Source organism: Escherichia sp. 94.0001, from assembly GCF_013369155.2.
In the GTDB taxonomy this organism is placed as follows: domain Bacteria; phylum Pseudomonadota; class Gammaproteobacteria; order Enterobacterales; family Enterobacteriaceae; genus Escherichia; species Escherichia coli_F.
The window spans coordinates 45,015-66,699 of the sequence record NZ_JABWMS020000012.1; the positions used below are offsets into that span (position 1 = coordinate 45,015).

Annotated in this window: 20 protein-coding genes; 14 read left to right on the forward strand and 6 right to left on the reverse strand. The window is 50.3% G+C overall.

The annotated features are described in order from the left end of the window. Positions 1–110 precede the first annotated feature (110 nt). Positions 111–926 carry a sugar-phosphatase YbiV gene (gene ybiV / locus HEN33_RS08700; RefSeq protein WP_160530851.1) on the forward strand — a complete coding sequence of 272 codons (816 nt, stop codon included), beginning with the start codon at positions 111–113 and terminating at the stop codon, positions 924–926. Between the two features lie 151 nt (positions 927–1,077). After that, complete coding sequence (locus tag HEN33_RS08705; RefSeq protein WP_160530849.1) at positions 1,078–2,337, forward strand: DUF1479 domain-containing protein; 1,260 nt, start codon at positions 1,078–1,080, stop codon at positions 2,335–2,337. 249 nt (positions 2,338–2,586) lie between these two features. On the opposite strand, the gene HEN33_RS08710 is transcribed toward HEN33_RS08705, so the two are convergent. Next, entirely contained in the window at positions 2,587–4,179 is a 1,593-nt protein-coding gene (locus HEN33_RS08710) for an ABC-F family ATPase (RefSeq protein WP_000961458.1), read from the reverse strand. A gap of 218 nt (positions 4,180–4,397) precedes the next feature. Between HEN33_RS08710 and ldtB the strand changes: the two genes are divergently transcribed. Further along, the gene (ldtB, locus tag HEN33_RS08715; RefSeq protein WP_001056376.1) at positions 4,398–5,318 is read left to right on the forward strand and encodes a L,D-transpeptidase; all 921 of its coding nucleotides are present in this window, start codon (positions 4,398–4,400) and stop codon (positions 5,316–5,318) included. A gap of 58 nt (positions 5,319–5,376) precedes the next feature. Here ldtB and HEN33_RS08720 read toward each other — a convergent pair whose 3' ends face one another. After that, positions 5,377–6,495, reverse strand: a complete 1,119-nt coding sequence (locus HEN33_RS08720) for an anion transporter (RefSeq protein WP_000056409.1) — start codon at positions 6,493–6,495, stop codon at positions 5,377–5,379. Beyond that, positions 6,492–6,959 (reverse strand): manganese-binding transcriptional regulator MntR, encoded by a 468-nt coding sequence (gene mntR, locus HEN33_RS08725; protein WP_000091016.1) that lies wholly within the window; start codon positions 6,957–6,959, stop codon positions 6,492–6,494. The genes HEN33_RS08720 and mntR overlap by 4 nt, the downstream gene beginning before the upstream one ends. Positions 6,960–7,144: 185 nt before the next feature. On the opposite strand from mntR, the gene mntS reads away from it, so the two are divergent. Then, entirely contained in the window at positions 7,145–7,273 is a 129-nt protein-coding gene (mntS, locus tag HEN33_RS08730) for a manganase accumulation protein MntS (RefSeq protein ID WP_001001761.1), read from the forward strand. Positions 7,274–7,544: 271 nt separating this feature from the next. Beyond that, complete coding sequence (gene opgE / locus HEN33_RS08735) at positions 7,545–9,128, forward strand: phosphoethanolamine transferase (RefSeq protein ID WP_176263129.1); 1,584 nt, start codon at positions 7,545–7,547, stop codon at positions 9,126–9,128. A gap of 48 nt (positions 9,129–9,176) precedes the next feature. On the opposite strand, the gene ompX is transcribed toward opgE, so the two are convergent. Beyond that, the gene (gene ompX, locus HEN33_RS08740) at positions 9,177–9,692 is read right to left on the reverse strand and encodes an outer membrane protein OmpX (protein WP_001295296.1); all 516 of its coding nucleotides are present in this window, start codon (positions 9,690–9,692) and stop codon (positions 9,177–9,179) included. A 52-nt stretch (positions 9,693–9,744) separates the two neighbouring features. Then, positions 9,745–9,810, reverse strand: coding sequence for a protein YliM (locus HEN33_RS08745; protein ID WP_120795379.1), 66 nt, complete (start codon positions 9,808–9,810; stop codon positions 9,745–9,747). Positions 9,811–10,044: 234 nt separating this feature from the next. On the opposite strand from HEN33_RS08745, the gene rhtA reads away from it, so the two are divergent. The 6 genes from rhtA (at position 10,045) to ybiO (ending at position 16,743) form a co-directional block, all read left to right on the forward strand. Next, positions 10,045–10,932: a threonine/homoserine exporter RhtA gene (rhtA, locus tag HEN33_RS08750; protein WP_001295297.1), complete on the forward strand. Its 888-nt coding sequence runs from the start codon at positions 10,045–10,047 to the stop codon at positions 10,930–10,932. 298 nt (positions 10,933–11,230) lie between these two features. Then, the gene (dps, locus tag HEN33_RS08755) at positions 11,231–11,734 is read left to right on the forward strand and encodes a DNA starvation/stationary phase protection protein Dps (RefSeq protein ID WP_000100800.1); all 504 of its coding nucleotides are present in this window, start codon (positions 11,231–11,233) and stop codon (positions 11,732–11,734) included. 403 nt (positions 11,735–12,137) lie between these two features. Further along, complete coding sequence (gene glnH, locus HEN33_RS08760; RefSeq protein WP_000843866.1) at positions 12,138–12,884, forward strand: glutamine ABC transporter substrate-binding protein GlnH; 747 nt, start codon at positions 12,138–12,140, stop codon at positions 12,882–12,884. A 138-nt stretch (positions 12,885–13,022) separates the two neighbouring features. After that, on the forward strand, positions 13,023–13,682 hold the full coding sequence (glnP, locus tag HEN33_RS08765; protein ID WP_001159065.1) for a glutamine ABC transporter permease GlnP: 660 nt from the start codon (positions 13,023–13,025) through the stop codon (positions 13,680–13,682). Beyond that, positions 13,679–14,401 carry a glutamine ABC transporter ATP-binding protein GlnQ gene (gene glnQ / locus HEN33_RS08770; RefSeq protein ID WP_000569076.1) on the forward strand — a complete coding sequence of 241 codons (723 nt, stop codon included), beginning with the start codon at positions 13,679–13,681 and terminating at the stop codon, positions 14,399–14,401. Before glnP ends, glnQ begins: the two co-directional genes overlap by 4 nt. Before the next feature lie 116 nt (positions 14,402–14,517). Then, positions 14,518–16,743 carry a mechanosensitive channel protein gene (gene ybiO, locus HEN33_RS08775; protein ID WP_176263128.1) on the forward strand — a complete coding sequence of 742 codons (2,226 nt, stop codon included), beginning with the start codon at positions 14,518–14,520 and terminating at the stop codon, positions 16,741–16,743. Here the strand turns inward: ybiO and rlmF are convergent. Then, positions 16,740–17,666 (reverse strand): 23S rRNA (adenine(1618)-N(6))-methyltransferase RlmF, encoded by a 927-nt coding sequence (gene rlmF / locus HEN33_RS08780; RefSeq protein ID WP_033882742.1) that lies wholly within the window; start codon positions 17,664–17,666, stop codon positions 16,740–16,742. The genes ybiO and rlmF overlap by 4 nt on opposite strands. A 275-nt stretch (positions 17,667–17,941) precedes the next feature. On the opposite strand from rlmF, the gene mcbA reads away from it, so the two are divergent. The 3 genes from mcbA to ybiX all read left to right on the forward strand — a co-directional run bounded on the left by mcbA (position 17,942) and on the right by ybiX (position 21,639). Continuing rightward, positions 17,942–18,202, forward strand: coding sequence for a DUF1471 family periplasmic protein McbA (mcbA, locus tag HEN33_RS08785; RefSeq protein ID WP_000710619.1), 261 nt, complete (start codon positions 17,942–17,944; stop codon positions 18,200–18,202). A gap of 264 nt (positions 18,203–18,466) precedes the next feature. Next, positions 18,467–20,749 (forward strand): catecholate siderophore receptor Fiu, encoded by a 2,283-nt coding sequence (locus HEN33_RS08790; RefSeq protein ID WP_176263127.1) that lies wholly within the window; start codon positions 18,467–18,469, stop codon positions 20,747–20,749. Between the two features lie 212 nt (positions 20,750–20,961). After that, positions 20,962–21,639, forward strand: coding sequence for a PKHD-type hydroxylase YbiX (gene ybiX, locus HEN33_RS08795; RefSeq protein ID WP_176263126.1), 678 nt, complete (start codon positions 20,962–20,964; stop codon positions 21,637–21,639). The last annotated feature ends 46 nt before the right edge of the window (positions 21,640–21,685 follow it).

A 21,685-nucleotide genomic window follows, 5' to 3' on the forward strand; every position in this document is an offset into this window, starting at 1 on the left:
GGCGAAAATACTCATCCCATCGATATTATTTTAATCCGAAATAAATTTGTGCTCCGCGTCACATTGTCATTACACTGTGGCGGTTTGCATTCATTGTCAGGAGCACATCTATGAGCGTAAAAGTTATCGTCACAGACATGGACGGTACTTTTCTGAGCGACGCCAAAACGTACAACAATGAGCGTTTTATGGTGCAATATCAGGAACTTAAAAAGCGTGGCATTGAGTTTGTTGTCGCCAGCGGTAATCAGTATTACCAGCTTATTTCGTTCTTTCCTGAGCTAAAGGATGAGATCTCTTTTGTCGCAGAAAACGGCGCATTGGTTTACGAACATGGCAAGCAGTTGTTCCACGGCGAATTAACCCGACATGAATCGCGGATTGTGATTGGCGAGTTGCTAAAAGATAAGCAACTCAATTTTGTCGCCTGCGGTCTGCAAAGTGCATATGTCAGCGAAAATGCCCCCGAAGCATTCGTCGCACTGATGGCAAAACACTACCATCGCCTGAAACCTGTAAAAGATTATCAGGAGATTGACGATGTGCTGTTTAAATTTTCGCTCAACCTGCCAGATGAGCAGATCCCCTTGGTCGTCGACAAACTGCACGTTGCGCTCGACGGCATTATGAAGCCGGTTACCAGTGGTTTTGGCTTTATCGACCTGATTATTCCTGGCCTGCATAAAGCGAATGGTATTTCGCGGTTACTGAAACGCTGGGATCTGTCACCGCAAAATGTGGTAGCGATTGGCGACAGCGGTAACGATGCGGAGATGCTGAAAATGGCGCGTTATTCCTTTGCGATGGGCAATGCTGCGGAAAACATTAAACAAATCTCCCGTTACGCTACCGATGATAATAATCATGAAGGCGCGCTGAATGTGATTCAGGCGGTGCTGGATAACACCGCTCCTTTCAATAAGTAACCTTTTCCCGGCCGGAGCAATCGTTCCGGCATCTCTCTTTTTTGCTCACTTTGTGCACTTACTCAAGATTTTCATCTTGCGTTAACTTATTTTTAACTTAAAGTATCAATCATAACTATTTTCACTTTCGAACGAAAGTTGTGAGGTTGATATGACTTTTACCTATGAGACACTGCCAACAGATGCGAAAACGGCTATCCGTAAGATGAAAGCGGAGCTGCGACAACAGATCGGCGATGTACAACAGGTCTTCGATAAACTCTCTGCAAAAATCGAAGCACGTGTAGCAGAAATAGACGCCCTCAAAGGGCAAGGATTACCGGTTTGGCCGGAAGTCCCATATAGCGACGTTGCAGCAGGTACAGTGAATGAAGCCACGCGCAATGAAATTAAACGTCGCGGCTGTGCAGTAATTAAAGGCCATTTCCCCCGCGAACAGGCACTGGCATGGGATCGCGCAATGCTTGACTATCTTGATGCCAATCATTTTGATGATGTTTATAAAGGTCCCGGCGACAGCTTCTTTGGATCGCTGGAGGCATCTCGTCCTGAAATCTACCCTATTTACTGGTCGCAGGCACAAATGCAGGCGCGACAAAGTGACAATATGGCGGCGGTGCAATCTTTCCTTAACCGCCTGTGGAAGTCTGAAAGCAACGGCAGGCAGTGGTTTGATCCCGATATTAGCGTGATCTATCCGGACAGGATCCGCCGCCGCCCACCAGGCACGACGTCTAAAGGTCTGGGTGCACACACTGATTCTGGGGCGCTGGAACGTTGGTTATTACCCGCTTATCAGCGTGTTTTTGCCCATGTTTTCAACGGTAATGTCGACGATTACGATCCGTGGGATGCTGCATACCGTACTGATGTTGAAGAGTACACGGTGGATAACACCACAAAATGTTCGGTGTTCCGCACTTTTCAAGGCTGGACGGCGCTTTCCGATATGTTACCAGGACAGGGATTATTGCATGTGGTGCCAATCCCGGAAGCGATGGCGTATGTTTTATTGCGCCCACTGCTGGATGACGTACCGGACGATGAGTTGTGTGGGGTCGCTCCTGGCAAAGTTCTGCCCATTTCAGAGAAATGGCATCCACTACTGATTAAAGCACTCACTTCCATTCCAGCTATTACAGCGGGGGATTCCGTCTGGTGGCACTGCGACGTGATCCACTCCGTCGCATCGGTAAATAATCAACAAGGCTGGGGGAATGTGATGTATATCCCTGCCGCGCCGATGTGTGAGAAAAACCGGGCTTATGCGCATAACGTCAGGAAAGCACTGGAAAAAGGGGCATCACCGGGCGATTTCCCTCGAGAAGATTATGAAGCAAACTGGGATGGCCGATTTACGCTGGATGATCTGAACATTCACGGTAAGCGCGCGCTGGGCATGGATGTTTGAGAGGTGATGGATTAGTAGAAGTGAATTGATGTGAGGTTAAGAAAGCAGGTTCGGTGTTGCTCAGATTGCTGACAAAGTGCGCTTTGTTCATGCCGGATGCGGCGTGACCGTCTTATCCGACCTACAAAATCATGCAAATTCAATATATTGCGATACACTGTCAGGCCTGATAAGCGTAGCGCATCAGGCAATTTTGCATTTGTCATCAGTTTCAGTAGCCCTGGCCATATCAGGGCTACTGATAATAACTTACTCGATCCCTTTACTACGCAGGTAATCTTCGTAATTACCGCTAAAGTCGATCACGCGTTCCGGGGTGATTTCCAGAATTCGGGTCGCCAGGGAGCTTACAAACTCACGGTCGTGAGAAACAAAGATCAGCGTGCCCTGATACAGTTCCAGCGCCATGTTCAGCGACTCAATGGATTCCATATCAAGGTGGTTGGTCGGTTCGTCCATGATCAGAATGTTCGGCTTCTGCATCATTAACTTACCAAACAGCATCCGCCCTTTTTCTCCACCGGAAAGCACTTTCGCTGGCTTTTTGATGTCGTCCTGGCTGAACAGCAAACGACCGAGAATGCTACGTACCGCCTGCTCGTCATCGCCTTCCTGTTTCCACTGACTCATCCATTCGAATACGGTCAGATCATTTTCGAACTCATATTCGTGGTCCTGGGCGTAGTAACCAATGCGCGCGTTTTCAGACCATTTTACGGTGCCGCTGTCCGGTTGCAGATCGCCCACCAGCGTTTTCAGCAGCGTTGATTTACCGACGCCGTTGGTACCCAGTACCGCCAGTTTTTCACCGACTTCCAGCAGCAGGTTGAGATTTTTAAACAGTGGACCGTTATCAAACCCTTTGGTCAGACCTTCCACTTCCAGCGCGTTACGGAACAGTTTCTTATCCTGTTCAAAACGGATGAACGGGTTCTGACGGCTGGAGGCTTTCACCTCTTCAAGTTTGATTTTATCAATCTGGCGTGCGCGCGAAGTTGCCTGGCGAGATTTCGAGGCGTTGGCACTAAAGCGGCTAACGAAAGATTGCAACTCAGCAATCTGCGCTTTCTTCTTGGCGTTATCAGCCAGCAGACGTTCACGCGCCTGAGTCGCCGCCGTCATGTACTCATCGTAGTTGCCCGGATAAACGCGCAGTTCACCGTAATCCAGATCCGCCATGTGGGTACAAACCATGTTAAGGAAGTGACGGTCGTGCGAGATGATGATCATGGTGCTGTCACGCTCGTTCAGCACCTGTTCCAGCCAACGAATGGTGTCGATGTCGAGGTTGTTGGTCGGTTCGTCGAGCAGGAGAATGTCCGGATCAGCAAACAGCGCCTGCGCCAGCAGCACACGCAGCTTCCAGCCAGGAGCAACTTCACTCATCGGGCCGTAGTGCTGTTCCACTGGGATTCCCACGCCAAGCAACAGTTCACCGGCGCGAGCTTCCGCAGAGTAACCGTCCATTTCGCCGTATTTCACTTCCAGATCGGCCACTTTATAGCCGTCCTCTTCACTCATTTCCGGCAAAGCATAGATGCGGTCGCGCTCCTGCTTCACTTCCCACAACTCTTTATGCCCCATGATCACCGTATCCAGCACGGTGAACTCTTCAAAGGCAAACTGATCCTGACGCAATTTACCAATGCGCTCGTTGGGATCGAGGGAAACGTTACCCAGCGTCGGCTCTAAGTCGCCGCCGAGGATCTTCATAAAGGTGGATTTACCACTACCGTTCGCGCCAATCAGGCCGTAACGGTTGCCGCCGCCAAACTTGACGGAAATGTTTTCAAACAACGGCTTACTGCCGAACTGCATGGTGACGTTACTGGAAACTAACACAGGCGTATCCTGAAAAGAGATATGACAAACCGCGTATTATGCCATAAGTCTGAAAGAAGATCCCGTCCCCCGCTTAAGGTCTACACTCTTCCCAAAGGCAAAAAATGTGATTTCGTACACATCTGATTTCACTGTGAGCTGGAATGAACTTATAATGCGCTTCCAATACTCTAATATTCTCAACCCAATGGCCTGCCAGGCACTAAATCTCGCTTAACATGAATATGAAATTGAAAACATTATTCGCAGCGGCCTTCGCTGTTGTCGGCTTTTGCAGTACCGCCTCTGCGGTAACTTATCCTCTGCCAACCGACGGGAGTCGCCTGGTTGGTCAGAATCAGGTGATCACCATTCCTGAAGGTAACACTCAGCCGCTGGAGTATTTTGCCGCCGAGTACCAGATGGGTCTTTCCAACATGATGGAAGCTAACCCGGGTGTGGACACCTTCCTGCCGAAAGGCGGTACTGTACTGAACATTCCGCAGCAGCTGATCCTGCCGGATACCGTTCATGAAGGCATTGTCATTAACAGCGCAGAGATGCGTCTCTATTACTATCCGAAAGGCAGCAACACCGTTATCGTGCTGCCCATCGGCATTGGTCAGTTAGGCAAAGACACGCCTATCAACTGGACCACCAAAGTTGAGCGTAAGAAAGCAGGCCCGACCTGGACGCCGACCGCCAAAATGCACGCAGAGTACCGCGCTGCGGGCGAACCGCTTCCGGCTGTCGTTCCGGCAGGTCCGGATAACCCGATGGGGCTGTATGCACTCTACATCGGTCGCCTGTACGCTATCCATGGCACCAACGCCAACTTCGGTATCGGTCTGCGTGTAAGTCATGGCTGTGTGCGTCTGCGTAACGAAGACATCAAATTCCTGTTCGAGAAAGTACCGGTCGGTACTCGCGTACAGTTTATTGATGAGCCGGTAAAAGCGACCACCGAGCCTGACGGCAGCCGTTATATTGAAGTCCATAACCCGCTGTCTACCACCGAAGCCCAGTTTGAAGGTCAGGAAATTGTGCCAATTACCCTGACGAAGAGCGTGCAGACAGTAACTGGTCAGCCTGATGTGGATCAGGTCGTGCTGGATGAAGCGATCAAAAATCGTTCCGGGATGCCGGTTCGTCTGAATTAATCTTCAAAACTTAAATTAAAAGGCGGACTCATAATCCGCCTTTTTTATTTGCCAGCACCTAGCTGGCCGGGAACATAACTAACAAAACGTATCCCACCAGCGCCGCCCACAACAGCATCGGTATTGAATAGAGATGGAAACGCCACCAGATACGGCGATCGTTTGCCATCCGTAACGCAATCAAATTTGCCAGCGATCCGGGTAATAAACCAAAGCCACCGACGTTTACCGCCCATGCCAGTAATAAAGACGGTGGCACATAATTGAGCAGCAAAATCGTGCTCGGCACGTTACTGATCACCTGCGATAAACCAATCGCCGTTAACCATAATCCGGGTTCGGATAAATGACTCACGTTACTTAACACCCCCTGCAAAGCTGGCAGTTGGGTTAGTAAATGGACGTCGATAAACATCGCCATAAACACCAGCAGCAGCGTCCAGTCCACACTGAGCACCACGCGACGAGCCAGCAGCGCAAAGCCCGCCGCTACAATCACCAGTCCCCACAGCTCTTGTTTTAACTCCAGCGCCGTCAGAAAGACGATATACAGCCCCAGACAACTCCACACCAGCCGCGGTTTCCACTCAGGTGTTTGCGCCCCCGTATGATATTGCAGCGCCTTTCCAGGGAAACAACACCAGCACAGTAGCAGGAGTGTCAGCATCATTGCGCCAGCCAGCGGTGCCATTTGGGCAATAAACCCGGCAAACGAAAGACCAGAACGACCCCAGATAAGAATATTTTGCGGGTTGCCAATCGGCGTCAGTAGCGAACCCGCATTGACTGCTAGCGCCTCAAAAATAATCAGTCGATTAACCGGGATCTCACACAGTCTTTTTAGTGTGATTGTCAGCGGAACAACAATAAACAGCGCGACATCGTTGGTCAGAAATGTTGAAAGCAACGCCGCCGCCAGCACCATAAACATTGCCAGCCGACGCTCAGTAGCAAAGCGGCGCACCATTTTGCGCCCCAGCACATCAAAATAACCGCTTAACTCCACACCTTTGGTCAGCAGCATCAGGCCACTGAGGGTGATGATAGTGTGCCAGTCGATAGCAGCAAGCCAGGATTTCGGTGCAAAGGGAACGAAAAAACTTAATCCGATGCCAACAAGAATTAATAACTGAAAAAAGCGATCGCCTTGCAGCGTGCGTAAAAAAGGCAGGCTCATTTGGCACCGTGTTTCTGGGTAAACAAACGAAAGGCATCCAGCGTCTCTTCACTAACATGGTGCTCCATGCCTTCCGCGTCGCGACGAGCGATTTCCGGGCTGACACCCAACACTAACAAGAAATTTTCGACTATCTGATGTCGCTCGCGGCTTTCCTGCGCCAGCTTCTCTCCTTCTGCCGTTAAAAACACGCCACGCCAGGGGATCATTTCAATCAGCCCCATGGTTGCCAGTCGCTTAAGCATTTTAGCCACCGTCGGTTGCGAAACGCCCAGACGAGCCGCCATGTCCACCTGACGAGCTTCCCCCACTTCCCTGATCAAGTCAGAAATCAGCTCAACGTAATCATCAATAAGCTCGCGCCGGTGTGCCTCTCTGACCTGGCGGAACCCTTCAACGTGCTCTTCCACATTCACTAACTGCGTCACTTTTTTTGCTGTTGGCGTACCTGCGCGACGACTCATTGTGCTTCCTCATTATGGTGACGCATACATAGCGTTCTCATTTCGTGCGCACATTGTAAACCAGAGTTGCGAAGGTACAAAAAATTAACGTTTTAGCAATAGCTATATAATATAGCCTGTGCTATATCTGTATGTAATGCAATCATCCCTCAAGGATCGACGGGATTAGCAAGTCAGGAGGTCTTATGAATGAGTTCAAGAGGTGTATGCGCGTGTTTAGTCATTCTCCCTTTAAAGTACGGTTAATGCTGCTCTCTATGTTGTGCGATATGGTCAACAACAAACCGCAGCAAGATAAACCTTCCGATAAATAGCGGCGTCGCGGTACGCCGCTTCACTCCTGCTTTTATGCAGGCACAACGCGTTTTGCTCTGAAAAACCCCACTTTTTGTCGGATTTGCAATCCCCTTCGCAAAAGATTTGTTCGTCAGTAGTTGACCTGAACGGCAGCTCGCTCTATCTTCTTGCAGCCCTGCGTATATTGCGGCTCGCGGATGCGGACCCTTTTCCCCTCTTCACGCACTCTTGCAGGTATTGACCCTTGACGCCAGGGTAAGCACATGGCGTTTGTTACGATAGTGGCATATGAATTTAACCCTCAAAGAATCGCTTGTTACCCGTAGCCGGGTATTTAGCCCGTGGACTGCGTTCTACTTTTTACAGTCGCTATTAATTAACCTCGGCTTAGGTTACCCCTTCAGTTTGCTATATACCGCCGCATTTACGGCTATTTTGCTTTTGCTATGGCGAACATTGCCTCGCGTACAAAAAGTTCTGGTCGGTGTCAGTTCGCTGGTGGCAGCTTGTTATTTCCCTTTTGCTCAGGCCTACGGCGCGCCTAACTTCAATACCTTGCTGGCATTGCACTCCACCAATATGGAAGAGTCGACCGAAATCCTGACGATTTTTCCGTGGTATAGCTACCTGGTCGGCTTATTTATTTTTGCACTCGGCGTAATAGCAATCAGGCGGAAAAAAGAGAGTGAAAAAGCGCGCTGGAATACCTTCGACAGCCTGTGTCTGGTATTCAGTGTGGCGACATTTTTTGTTGCTCCCATGCAAAACCTGGCCTGGGGCGGCGTATTTAAACTGAAAGATACTGGCTATCCGGTATTTCGTTTTGCTAAGGATGTCATCGTCAATAATAACGAGGTGATCGAAGAGCAAGAACGGATGGCAAAACTTTCCGGAATGAAAGATACCTGGACGGTCACTGCCGTTAAGCCGAAGTATCAGACCTATGTGGTGGTGATCGGTGAAAGCGCGCGTCGCGATGCCCTCGGTGCCTTTGGCGGTCACTGGGACAATACCCCGTTTGCCAGCAGTGTTAACGGTTTGATATTTGCTGACTACATTGCCGCCAGTGGCTCCACGCAGAAATCGCTTGGCTTAACGCTCAATCGCGTAGTCGATGGCAAACCACAGTTTCAGGATAACTTTGTCACCCTGGCAAATCGCGCGGGCTTCCAGACCTGGTGGTTTTCCAACCAGGGCCAAATCGGCGAATACGATACCGCCATCGCCAGCATCGCCAAACGTGCAGATGAAGTGTACTTCCTGAAAGAAGGTAATTTTGAAGCAGATAAAAACACGAAAGACGAAGCGTTACTGGATATGACCGCGCAGGTGCTGGCGCAAGAACACTCGCAACCGCAACTGATTGTTTTACATCTGATGGGCTCACATCCACAGGCCTGCGACCGGACACAAGGCAAATACGCAACCTTTGTGCAATCGAAAGAAACGTCGTGCTATCTCTATACCATGACACAAACGGACGATTTGTTGCGTAAGCTGTACGACCAGTTACGCAATAGCGGCAGCAGCTTCTCGCTGGTTTACTTTGCGGACCACGGTCTGGCCTTTAAAGAACGCGGCAAAGACGTGCAATACCTTGCCCATGATGATAAGTATCAGCAAAATTTCCAGGTGCCTTTTATGGTCATCTCCAGCGATGATAAAGCGCATCGGGTGATTAAAGCCCGCCGTTCAGCCAATGACTTTTTAGGCTTTTTCTCGCAGTGGACGGGAATTAAAGCGAAGGAAATTAACATCAAATACCCGTTTATATCTGAGAAGAAAGCCGGGCCGATATACATCACCAACTTCCAGTTACAGAAGGTGGATTACAACCATCTCGGAACCGATATTTTCGACCCGAAACCTTAAAACAAAAAATCCGCCCCGAGAGGCGGATTTTTTATATCACCGAAGTGATTAGAAGCGGTAACCAACACCGGCAATCCAGGTGCCTACGTCAACGCTACGAATACGGCTCTGCTCGTAAGAGAAGTCCAGAGCAACGTTTTCCATCGGGTTGAACTGCAGACCAGCACCGTAGGAGAAACCGTAGTCGCTGGTGTCGTGTTTGTAGGTCGGGTATTCAGTGGTCTGGAATTTACCGTAACCCACACCCACTACACCGTAGATGCTTGCCCAGTCGTTAATGCGGTAAGCCGGACCAGCAGTGATGCCGTAGTACTGGTTTTTGTTGTAGTCACCAGAGCTGGCAGTACGGCTTTTCTCGGTGTAAGTGAAAGAACCGATCACACCCAGCGGGCTATTGTCTTCTTCATAGCGGTATTTCAGGTTGAAACCGCCCATTTTGTTCATTTGGCCCTGAGCGTCGCTCTGTGCGTAACCGCCAGTTACGGTAGAAGTCGCAGCTACGGAAGTACCTGCGGTGAAAGCCAGAACTGCGGCCAGTGCTGAAAGACATGCAATTTTTTTCATAACCACCTCAAATGTGATTCAAATAAGTCCTAAGTTTTAAATATATCAAAAATTAATGGGAAACTCTTCGCGATTTATGATGTCTAACGGGCCATTTCATGTAACAGAACGTTTCCATACACCGCTATCCATCTAAATTTAAATCACTTTTTCAGAGAACTGCGTAAGTATTACGCATGTATTCCCTGTCATTCATCCAGATTATTCCTAATCACCAGACTAATGATTCCATCAATCCTGGCGCATTTTAGTCAAAACGGGGGAAAATTTTTTCAACAAATGCTCAACCAGCATTGGGTATATCCAGTACACTCCACGCTTTACTTAGGTTTAGATATTTGTGGGAGAAAGGATGCCTGGTTCATTACGTAAAATGCCGGTCTGGTTACCAATAGTCATATTGCTCGTTGCCATGGCGTCTATTCAGGGTGGAGCCTCGTTAGCTAAGTCACTTTTTCCTCTGGTGGGCGCACCGGGTGTCACTGCGCTGCGTCTGGCATTAGGAACGCTGATCCTCATCGCGTTCTTTAAGCCATGGCGACTGCGCTTTGCCAAAGAGCAGCGGTTACCGCTGTTGTTTTACGGCGTTTCGCTGGGTGGGATGAATTATCTTTTTTATCTTTCTATTCAGACAGTACCGCTGGGTATTGCGGTGGCTCTGGAATTCACCGGACCACTGGCGGTGGCGCTGTTCTCTTCTCGTCGCCCGGTAGATTTCGTCTGGGTTGTGCTGGCGGTTCTTGGTCTGTGGTTCCTGCTACCGCTGGGGCAAGACGTTTCCCATGTCGATTTAACCGGCTGTGCGCTGGCACTGGGGGCCGGGGCTTGTTGGGCTATTTACATTTTAAGTGGGCAACGCGCAGGAGCGGAACATGGCCCTGCGACGGTGGCAATTGGTTCGTTGATTGCAGCGTTAATTTTCGTGCCAATTGGAGCGCTTCAGGCTGGTGAAGCACTCTGGCACTGGTCGGTTATTCCATTGGGTCTGGCGGTCGCTATTCTCTCGACCGCTCTACCTTATTCGCTGGAAATGATTGCCCTCACCCGTTTGCCAACACGGACATTTGGTACGCTGATGAGCATGGAACCGGCGCTGGCTGCCGTTTCCGGGATGATTTTCCTCGGAGAAACATTGACACCCATACAGCTGCTGGCGCTCGGCGCTATCATCGCCGCTTCAATGGGTTCTACGCTGACAGTACGCAAAGAGAGCAAAATAAAAGAATTAGACATTAATTAAATTTACATTTCTGCATGGTTATGCATAACCATGCAGAATTTCTCGCTACTTTTCCTCCACACCGTCTTTATATATCGAATTATGCAAAAGCATATTTATTCCGAAAATTCCTGGCGAGCCAATAAATAAGAATTATTCTTATCAATATATCTAACTCATTGAAATTTTATTAGTTTTGTTTTTCACGCTTGTTACCACTATTAGTGTGATAGGAACAGCCAGAATAGCGGAACACATAGCCGGTGCTATACTTAGTCTCGTTAATTACTGGGACATAACATCAAGAGGATATGAAATTATGAGTACCGCTAAATTAGTTAAATCAAAAGCGACCAATCTGCTTTATACCCGCAACGATGTCTCTGACAGCGAGAAAAAAGCAACAGTAGAGTTGCTGAATCGCCAGGTTATCCAGTTTATTGATCTTTCTTTAATTACCAAACAAGCGCACTGGAACATGCGCGGCGCTAACTTCATTGCCGTACATGAAATGCTGGATGGCTTCCGCACCGCACTGATCGATCATCTGGATACCATGGCAGAACGTGCAGTGCAGCTGGGCGGTGTAGCTCTGGGGACCACTCAAGTTATCAACAGCAAAACCCCGCTGAAAAGTTACCCGCTGGACATCCACAACGTTCAGGATCACCTGAAAGAACTGGCTGACCGTTACGCAATCGTCGCTAATGACGTACGCAAAGCGATTGGTGAAGCGAAAGATGACGACACCGCAGATATCCTGACCGCCGCGTCTCGCGACCTGGATAAATTCCTGTGGTTTATCGAGTCTAACATCGAATAAATCCATCGCTGATGGTGGAAAACTTTAGTACCCGATAAAAGCGGCTTCCTGACAGGAGGCCGTTTTGTTTTGCAATCCGCCTCAACGCACTTATTTAGTGCATCCATCCGCTGTCCACGACCATCAAAGTAAATTTTTTGTATCCACATCATCACACAATCGTTACATAAAGATTGTTTTTTCATCAGGTTTTACGCTAAATAATCACTGTGTTGAGTGCACAATTTTAGCGCACCAGTTTGGTGCCCCAGAATGGTGCATCTTCAGGGTATTGCCCTATAAATCGTGCATCACGTTTTTACCGCATCTCGATAAATCAATGAGTTGCAAAACTGGCACGATTTTTTCATATATGTGAATGTCACGCAGGGGATCGTCCCGTGGATAGAAAAAAGGAAATGCTATGAAGTCTGTATTAAAAGTTTCACTGGCTGCACTGACCCTGGCTTTTGCGGTTTCTTCTCATGCCGCGGATAAAAAATTAGTTGTCGCGACGGATACCGCCTTCGTTCCGTTTGAATTTAAACAGGGCGATAAATACGTGGGCTTTGACGTTGATCTGTGGGCTGCCATCGCTAAAGAGCTGAAGCTGGATTACGAACTGAAGCCGATGGATTTCAGTGGGATCATTCCGGCACTGCAAACCAAAAACGTCGATCTGGCGCTGGCGGGCATCACCATTACCGACGAGCGTAAAAAAGCGATCGATTTCTCTGACGGCTACTACAAAAGCGGCCTGTTAGTGATGGTGAAAGCTAACAATAACGATGTGAAAAGCGTGAAAGATCTCGACGGGAAAGTGGTTGCTGTGAAGAGCGGCACTGGCTCCGTTGATTACGCGAAAGCAAACATCAAAACTAAAGATCTGCGTCAGTTCCCGAACATTGATAACGCCTATATGGAACTGGGCACCAACCGCGCAGATGCCGTTCTGCACGATACGCCAAACATTCTGTACTTCATCAAAACCGCCGGTAACGGTCAGTTCAAAGCGGTAGGTGACTCTCTGGAAGCACAGCAATACGGTATTGCGTTCCCGAAAGGTAGCGACGAGCTGCGTGACAAAGTCAACGGCGCATTGAAAACCCTGCGCGAGAACGGAACTTACAACGAAATCTACAAAAAATGGTTCGGTACTGAACCGAAATAATAATGCTACGCCTGTAAAGCGCACTGGCAGTCCCCTCTCCCCTCTGGGGAGAGGATTAGGGTGAGGGGCGCAAACCCGCTCCGGGGCCATTAATTACCCTGAATTTGATTATTTACACCACGGTAACAGGAACAACATATGCAGTTTGACTGGAGTGCCATCTGGCCTGCCATTCCGCTTCTGATTGAAGGTGCCAAAATGACCCTGTGGATTTCTGTCCTCGGTCTGGCTGGCGGCCTGGTGATCGGATTGCTGGCAGGTTTTGCACGCACCTTCGGTGGTTGGATAGCCAACCACGTCGCGCTGGTCTTTATTGAAGTGATCCGCGGCACACCTATCGTCGTCCAGGTGATGTTTATCTACTTCGCCCTGCCGATGGCGTTTAACGACTTACGCATCGACCCATTTACTGCGGCGGTGGTCACCATCATGATCAACTCCGGCGCGTACATTGCAGAAATCACGCGTGGTGCGGTGCTGTCTATTCACAAAGGTTTTCGTGAAGCAGGACTGGCGCTCGGCCTTTCACGTTGGGAAACCATTCGCTACGTCATTTTACCGCTGGCACTGCGTCGTATGCTGCCGCCGCTGGGTAACCAGTGGATCATCAGCATTAAAGACACCTCGCTGTTTATTGTTATCGGCGTGGCGGAACTGACCCGTCAGGGGCAAGAAATTATTGCCGGTAACTTCCGCGCCCTTGAGATCTGGAGCGCCGTTGCGGTGTTCTATCTGATTATTACCCTGGTGCTGAGCTTTATTCTGCGTCGTCTGGAAAGAAGGATGAAAATCCTGTGATTGAATTTAAAAACGTCTCCAAGCATTTTGGTCCAACCCAGGTGCTGCACAATATCGATTTGAACATTGCCCAGGGCGAAGTCGTGGTGATTATCGGGCCGTCCGGTTCCGGTAAATCGACCCTGCTGCGCTGCATCAACAAACTGGAAGAAATCACCTCCGGCGATCTGATTGTCGATGGCCTGAAGGTTAACGATCCGAAAGTTGACGAGCGCCTGATTCGCCAGGAAGCGGGTATGGTGTTCCAGCAGTTTTACCTCTTCCCGCATCTGACGGCGCTGGAAAACGTGATGTTTGGTCCGCTACGCGTGCGTGGCGCGAACAAAGAAGACGCGGAAAAACTGGCGCGTGAGCTGCTGGCGAAAGTCGGTCTGGCAGAACGTGCACATCACTACCCTTCCGAACTTTCTGGTGGTCAACAGCAGCGTGTGGCGATCGCCCGCGCGCTGGCGGTGAAGCCGAAAATGATGCTGTTTGATGAACCGACTTCCGCTCTTGACCCGGAACTGCGCCATGAAGTGCTGAAGGTTATGCAGGATCTGGCTGAAGAAGGGATGACGATGGTGATCGTGACACACGAAATCGGTTTTGCCGAGAAAGTAGCTTCGCGCCTGATCTTTATCGACAAAGGCCGGATTGCGGAAGATGGCGATCCGCAGGTGTTGATCAAGAACCCACCGAGCCAGCGCTTGCAGGAATTTTTGCAGCACGTCTCTTAACTTCTCAGCCTCCCTTTCCCCCGAAAGGGAGGCACACCAGATTCCTCTCATTTAAAATCGCCCCTCCCCCAGCATCTATACTTATCTTTTTGCTCTGTTTTCTCACTGGAGGAGTCATGCGGTGGATCCTGTTCATCCTCTTCTGCCTGCTGGGCGCACCTGCCCACGCGGTATCCATACCCGGCGTTACAACCACAACGACAACGGACTCAACGACTGAACCGGCCCCGGAACCGGATATCGAACAAAAAAAAGCGGCCTATGGCGCACTGGCGGATGTGCTGGATAATGACACCTCGCGTAAAGAGTTGATCGACCAGTTGCGCACCGTCGCCGCTACGCCCCCTGCGGAACCCGTACCGAAGATCGTGCCGCCGACGCTGGTTGAAGAGCAAACCGTGCTGCAAAAAGTCACCGAAGTCAGCCGCCATTATGGTGAAGCCCTTTCCGCCCGCTTCGGACAACTTTATCGCAATATCACCGGCTCCCCGCATAAGCCGTTTAATCCACAAACCTTCAGCAATGCGTTGACCCATTTTTCAATGTTAGCGGTATTAGTGTTTGGTTTTTACTGGCTGATTCGCCTGTGCGCACTTCCGCTGTATCGCAAAATGGGCCAGTGGGCGCGGCAAAAAAATCGTGAGCGCAGTAACTGGTTGCAGCTTCCGGCGATGATTATCGGGGCGTTTATTATCGACCTGCTGTTACTGGCACTGACATTATTTGTCGGTCAGGTTTTAAGCGACAACCTGAATGCGGGCAGTCGCACCATCGCTTTCCAACAAAGTTTGTTTCTCAACGCCTTTGCCCTGATTGAATTTTTCAAAGCTGTACTACGCCTGATTTTTTGCCCAAACGTGGCGGAACTGCGCCCGTTCACGATTCATGACGAGACCGCCCGTTACTGGAGCCGTCGCCTGAGCTGGTTAAGCAGCCTGATTGGGTATGGTCTGATTGTGGCAGTGCCGATTATCTCTAATCAGGTGAATGTGCAAATCGGTGCGCTAGCGAACGTCATCATTATGCTGTGTATGACGGTCTGGGCGCTGTACCTGATATTTCGTAATAAAAAAGAGATTACCCAACATTTGCTCAACTTCGCAGAACACTCGCTGGCCTTTTTCAGCCTGTTTATTCGCGCTTTTGCGCTGGTGTGGCACTGGTTGGCAAGCGCCTATTTTATCGTGCTGTTTTTCTTTTCGTTGTTCGATCCGGGCAACAGCCTGAAATTTATGATGGGTGCAACGGTACGCAGCCTGGCGATTATTGGTATCGCAGCGTTTGTTTCCGGTATGTTTTCCCGCTGGTTGGCGAAGACCATCACTCTCTCGCCACATACTCAGCGTAATTATCCGGAACTGCAAAAACGGCTGAATGGATGGCTTTCGGCGGCACTGAAAACAGCGCGTATTCTGACCGTCTGCGTGGCGGTAATGCTGCTGTTGAGCGCATGGGGATTGTTCGATTTCTGGAACTGGCTGCAAAACGGTGCGGGGCAGAAAACCGTAGATATCCTGATCCGTATCGCACTCATTCTTTTCTTCTCGGCGGTTGGCTGGACGGTGCTCGCCAGTTTGATCGAAAACCGGCTGGCTTCGGATATTCATGGCCGCCCGCTACCGAGCGCCCGTACGCGTACCCTGCTGACGCTGTTCCGTAACGCGCTGGCGGTGATTATCAGTACCATCACCATCATGATTGTGTTGTCGGAAATCGGCGTTAATATCGCGCCATTGCTGGCAGGTGCCGGGGCATTGGGGCTGGCTATCTCTTTTGGTTCGCAAACTCTGGTGAAAGATATTATCACCGGGGTATTTATTCAGTTTGAAAACGGCATGAACACTGGAGATTTGGTGACTATCGGGCCGTTGACCGGTACTGTGGAACGGATGTCGATTCGCTCCGTGGGCGTGCGTCAGGATACCGGGGCGTATCACATCATTCCGTGGTCTTCGATAACTACCTTTGCTAACTTCGTCCGCGGCATTGGTTCGGTGGTGGCAAATTATGATGTTGATCGCCATGAAGATGCTGATAAAGCCAATCAGGCACTGAAAGATGCGGTAGCGGAATTGATGGCAAACGAAGAAATTCGCGGGTTGATTATCGGTGAACCGAACTTTGCCGGGATTGTCGGCTTAAGCAATACCGCATTTACACTGCGAGTTTCGTTCACTACGCTGCCACTCAAACAGTGGACGGTACGCTTTGCCCTCGACAGCCAGGTGAAAAAACATTTCGACCTGGCGGGCGTTCGCGCGCCAGTGCAGACTTATCAGGTGCTGCCTGCTCCGGGCGCGACCCCGGCTGAACCGTTGCCGCCGGGGGAACCAACGCTTTAACGCTGGCGATTGACAAAACGGCGGCGCTGCTCGTCGTTCATAAAGGTCCAGGCAATAAAGCGACTCTGCTTTTGCCCCTGGGCCATCTCTTTTTTAACCACTTTCACCGCGCCCACGTCCGTCAGAGCACGATACAACGGCGGTAAGTTTTCACCACGAGATACCAGCGAGGTAAACCACATCACCTGCTTCGCGAAGCCTTTGCTCTCTTCAATCATCTTTTTGATAAAAGCCACTTCACCGCCTTCACACCACAACTCCTGTTGCTGACCACCAAAGTTCAGTACATCGTCTTTGTTCAGCCCCAGGTTACGGCGTTTACGTTCACTACCTGCCCGTGCCGCAGCGGCGGAATCGTGGAATGGCGGGTTACACAAGGTCGCGTCGTATTGCTCGTTTTTATGGATGATGCCGTTAAAAATCGCCCCACTCTCTTTTTGCCGACGCAGACGAATGGCGCGGTTAAGCCCCGGATTAGCACTGATGATCGCCTGCGCACTGCTTAACGCCTGGCTGCTGGTTTCACTACCGGTAAAACGCCAGCCATATTCATGTACGCCAATCAGCGGATAAATACAGTTCGCACCAACGCCGATATCCAGAATGCTGGCATTAGCTGGAATTGTTCCGCTTGCTTCAGCCAGTAAATCGGCAAGGTGATGAATATAATCCGCCCGGCCCGGTACTGGCGGGCAGAGAAAACCGTCCGGGATATCCCAGTTCGCTACGGCGTAAAAATGGGCCAGCAACGCCTTATTGAGCGCCTTCACCGCCAGCGGATTGGCAAAGTCTACGCTTTGCTCCCCGGCGGGTGTAAGCGTGAGGAATTGTCTGAGTTCAGGATTGACCTGACAAAGCGTGGCGAGATCGTAGCGGCTGTGATGACGGTTGCGCGGATGCAACCCCGGTTTCTGGGCGGACATAGCATTCTCCTTTAAGCAGCGGCGTAAGATACCCGCATAACGCGACAGGGTAAATATCTGGCTGCGTTTATCATTCCCCAAAACCTTAACATGGCTATGGTTTATGGCAATTCATCATAAAAATCAGCATCATGCATGTCATTGATTTGTCTTATTTTGTAAAAATATATCGTTCAAAAAACAAGCACATCTCTGTCAATTTTTTGCGTCATTTTCATCGTCCAGGCGACCTACACTTATCAGGCACTACCCGTTGTATTTATGAGGATGTCATTATGAAAAAGTGCCTCACACTACTGATTGCCACCGTCCTGAGCGGAATCTCTCTCACGGCTTATGCCGCGCAACCGATGAGTAACCTGGACAGCGGTCAGCTACGGCCCGCCGGTACCGTTTCGGCAACTGGCGCATCAAACCTAAGCGATCTGGAGGATAAACTGGCAGAAAAAGCGCGCGAACAAGGCGCGAAAGGTTATGTCATTAATTCCGCAGGCGGAAATGACCAGATGTTCGGTACTGCAACCATCTACAAATAACCCCACCAACGTAACTGCATTCGCCTCTGGATGCAGTTTTCGCCTGTTTTGTAATCAAAAAACATCAAATATGAACGCAATGTAAATAAATGTATTTCTTTTTCGCGCAATGGGTGATAGAAAATCGCGCCAAGTGATAATGCTTATCAAAATTATTATCACTTGCACGAGCACTATCACGAGATTAACAGTGGCATCGCATCCGCAGAGAGGCTTTCTCGTGGCAGTGAAAATTTCAACATATAAGAAAAAGTCACCTGCAAAATGGAAAACAATCGCAATTTCCCTGCCAGACAATTTCATTCGCTCACGTTCTTTGCCGGTCTTTGTATTGGCATCACGCCTGTGGCTCAGGCACTCGCCGCCGAAGGGCAAGCAAACGCGGATGACACGCTGGTTGTCGAAGCATCAACGCCTTCGCTTTATGCGCCACAACAATCTGCCGATCCGAAATTCTCGCGTCCGGTAGCGGATACGACCCGCACGATGACGGTGATTTCTGAACAAGTGATTAAAGATCAGGGCGCAACCAACCTTACCGATGCGCTCAAAAACGTCCCCGGCGTGGGTGCGTTTTTTGCTGGTGAGAACGGTAACTCCACCACTGGCGACGCCATTTATATGCGCGGTGCCGATACTTCTAACAGTATTTATATTGATGGGATTCGCGATATCGGCAGCGTCTCGCGCGACACCTTCAATACCGAGCAGGTCGAAGTAATTAAAGGGCCGTCCGGCACCGACTACGGGCGCAGCGCACCGACGGGCTCGATCAATATGATCAGCAAGCAGCCGCGCAATGATTCAGGCATTGACGCTTCCGCCAGTATTGGCAGCGCCTGGTTCCGCCGCGGCACGCTGGACGTCAATCAGGTCATTGGTGATACCACCGCGGTGCGCCTGAATGTGATGGGCGAAAAAACGCACGATGCCGGACGCGACAAAGTCAAAAATGAGCGATACGGCGTCGCCCCTTCTGTAGCTTTTGGCCTCGGTACAGCGAATCGTTTGTATCTTAATTATCTGCATGTCACCCAACACAACACGCCAGACGGCGGCATTCCGACCATCGGTTTGCCGGGCTATTCTGCCCCATCTGCGGGAACGGCGGCCCTGAATCATTCCGGAAAAGTTGATACGCATAACTTTTACGGCACGGATTCTGATTACGACGATTCGACCACCGACACCGCTACCATGCGTTTTGAGCACGACATCAACGATAACACCACCATTCGCAACACTACACGTTGGTCGCGCGTGAAGCAGGATTACCTGATGACGGCGATTATGGGCGGGGCGTCGAATATTACCCAGCCCACCAGCAATGTGGATAGCTGGACCTGGTCCCGTATTGCGAATACTAAAGATGTGAGTAATAAAATTCTCACCAACCAGACCAACCTGACCTCGACGTTCTATACCGGCTCTATCGGTCATGATGTCAGTACCGGCGTGGAATTTACCCGTGAAACACAAACCAACTACGGCGTTAATCCGCTGACGTTACCCGCGGTGAATATTTATCATCCTGACAGCAGCATTCATCCTGGCGGCCTGACGCGCAACGGCGCAAACGCCAATGGTCAGACGGACACCTTCGCAATTTATTCTTTCGATACGCTGCAAATCACCCGTGATTTTGAGTTGAACGGCGGGATCCGTCTGGATAATTATCATACTGAATATGACAGTGCCACCGCCTGCGGCGGCAGTGGCCGAGGTGCCGTTACCTGCCCAGCTGGCGTGGCGAAAGGTTCTCCGGTCACCACTGTTGACACCGCCAAGTCTGGCAATCTGGTGAACTGGAAAGCCGGGGCGCTGTATCACCTGACGGAAAACGGCAATGTCTATATTAACTATGCCGTTTCCCAACAGCCGCCGGGCGGAAACAACTTCGCCCTTGCGCAGTCTGGCAGCGGTAACAGTGCCAACCGCACCGATTTTAAACCGCAAAAAGCCAACACCAGCGAGATTGGCACCAAATGGCAGGTTCTGGATAAACGCCTGTTGCTCACCGCCGCGCTGTTCCGTACTGATATCGAAAATGAAGTTGAGCAAAATGATGACGGAACTTACTCGCAATACGGTAAGAAACGCGTCGAAGGCTATGAGATATCCGTGGCCGGGAATATCACTCCCGCGTGGCAGGTGATTGGCGGCTATACCCAGCAAAAAGCAACCATCAAAAACGGCAAAGATGTTGCCCAGGATGGTTCCTCATCGCTGCCGTATACCCCGGAGCACGCATTTACCTTATGGAGTCAGTATCAGGCAACCGATGATATTTCCGTTGGTGCGGGCGCACGCTATATCGGCAGTATGCATAAAGGTTCTGACGGCGCGGTGGGAACGCCAGCGTTTACCGAAGGTTATTGGGTCGCCGACGCTAAACTGGGGTATCGGGTTAATCGCAATCTCGACTTCCAGCTAAACGTCTACAACCTGTTTGATACCGATTACGTCGCCTCAATCAACAAGAGCGGCTACCGTTATCACCCGGGCGAGCCAAGAACGTTCCTGCTTACCGCCAATATGCATTTCTGATTCAGATGTGGGGCGCAGGGCTCACTAATGTTGATGGCGAGAACAGGACTGCCTGATGCGCTGCGCTTATCAGGCCTACAAGGTTGTGCAATGCATTGAATTCACATCATTTGGTAGGCCGGATAAGGCGTTCACGCCGCATCCGGCATGAACAAAGCACCTGCTGTTAAAAATCGGTGTAGGGTAAAAGCCCCACTTTTTGGAGAACTTGTATGATGTACCACATTCCCGGCGTGCTATCGCCAAAGGACGTCGCCCGGTTTCGCGAACAACTGGAACAAGCCGAATGGGTGGATGGACGCGTCACCACCGGCGCACAAGGCGCGCAAGTTAAGAACAATCAACAGGTAGACACCCGCAGCACGTTATACGCCGCCCTGCAAAATGAGGTGCTGAACGCGGTTAACCAACATGCTTTGTTCTTTGCCGCGGCCTTGCCGCGTACCCTTTCCACGCCGCTGTTTAATCGCTATCAGAACAATGAAACCTATGGTTTCCATGTGGATGGCGCAGTACGCAGCCATCCACAAAACGGCTGGATGCGTACTGACCTTTCTGCAACGCTGTTTTTAAGCGATCCAGAAAGCTACGACGGCGGCGAACTGGTCGTTAATGACACCTTCGGGCAACATCGGGTAAAACTCCCGGCAGGCGATCTGGTGTTGTATCCCTCCAGCAGCTTGCATTGCGTGACCCCCGTAACCCGGGGCGTACGAGTGGCATCATTTATGTGGATCCAGTCGATGATCCGCGATGATAAAAAGCGCGCCATGCTGTTCGATCTGGACAACAATATTCAGTCGCTGAAAAGCCGCTATGGTGAAAGTGAAGAGATCCTGTCGCTGCTCAATATTTATCATAATCTGCTGCGGGAATGGTCGGAGATCTGACGCTTGAACTGCCCAAGTTCGTCCCTATATTAGCTACACTTAACTG

Coding starts and splice junctions, on each gene's coding strand:
- HEN33_RS08790 (WP_176263127.1), top strand. CDS start 18,467: ATGGAAAACAATCGCAATTTCCCTGCCAGACAATTTCATTCGCTCACG.
- rlmF (WP_033882742.1), bottom strand. CDS start 17,666: ATGTCCGCCCAGAAACCGGGGTTGCATCCGCGCAACCGTCATCACAGC.
- glnP (WP_001159065.1), top strand. CDS start 13,023: ATGCAGTTTGACTGGAGTGCCATCTGGCCTGCCATTCCGCTTCTGATT.
- dps (WP_000100800.1), top strand. CDS start 11,231: ATGAGTACCGCTAAATTAGTTAAATCAAAAGCGACCAATCTGCTTTAT.
- ybiO (WP_176263128.1), top strand. CDS start 14,518: ATGCGGTGGATCCTGTTCATCCTCTTCTGCCTGCTGGGCGCACCTGCC.
- HEN33_RS08720 (WP_000056409.1), bottom strand. CDS start 6,495: ATGAGCCTGCCTTTTTTACGCACGCTGCAAGGCGATCGCTTTTTTCAG.
- ybiX (WP_176263126.1), top strand. CDS start 20,962: ATGATGTACCACATTCCCGGCGTGCTATCGCCAAAGGACGTCGCCCGG.
- mcbA (WP_000710619.1), top strand. CDS start 17,942: ATGAAAAAGTGCCTCACACTACTGATTGCCACCGTCCTGAGCGGAATC.
- rhtA (WP_001295297.1), top strand. CDS start 10,045: ATGCCTGGTTCATTACGTAAAATGCCGGTCTGGTTACCAATAGTCATA.
- mntS (WP_001001761.1), top strand. CDS start 7,145: ATGAATGAGTTCAAGAGGTGTATGCGCGTGTTTAGTCATTCTCCCTTT.
- HEN33_RS08705 (WP_160530849.1), top strand. CDS start 1,078: ATGACTTTTACCTATGAGACACTGCCAACAGATGCGAAAACGGCTATC.
- opgE (WP_176263129.1), top strand. CDS start 7,545: ATGAATTTAACCCTCAAAGAATCGCTTGTTACCCGTAGCCGGGTATTT.
- ybiV (WP_160530851.1), top strand. CDS start 111: ATGAGCGTAAAAGTTATCGTCACAGACATGGACGGTACTTTTCTGAGC.
- ldtB (WP_001056376.1), top strand. CDS start 4,398: ATGAATATGAAATTGAAAACATTATTCGCAGCGGCCTTCGCTGTTGTC.
- mntR (WP_000091016.1), bottom strand. CDS start 6,959: ATGAGTCGTCGCGCAGGTACGCCAACAGCAAAAAAAGTGACGCAGTTA.
- ompX (WP_001295296.1), bottom strand. CDS start 9,692: ATGAAAAAAATTGCATGTCTTTCAGCACTGGCCGCAGTTCTGGCTTTC.
- glnH (WP_000843866.1), top strand. CDS start 12,138: ATGAAGTCTGTATTAAAAGTTTCACTGGCTGCACTGACCCTGGCTTTT.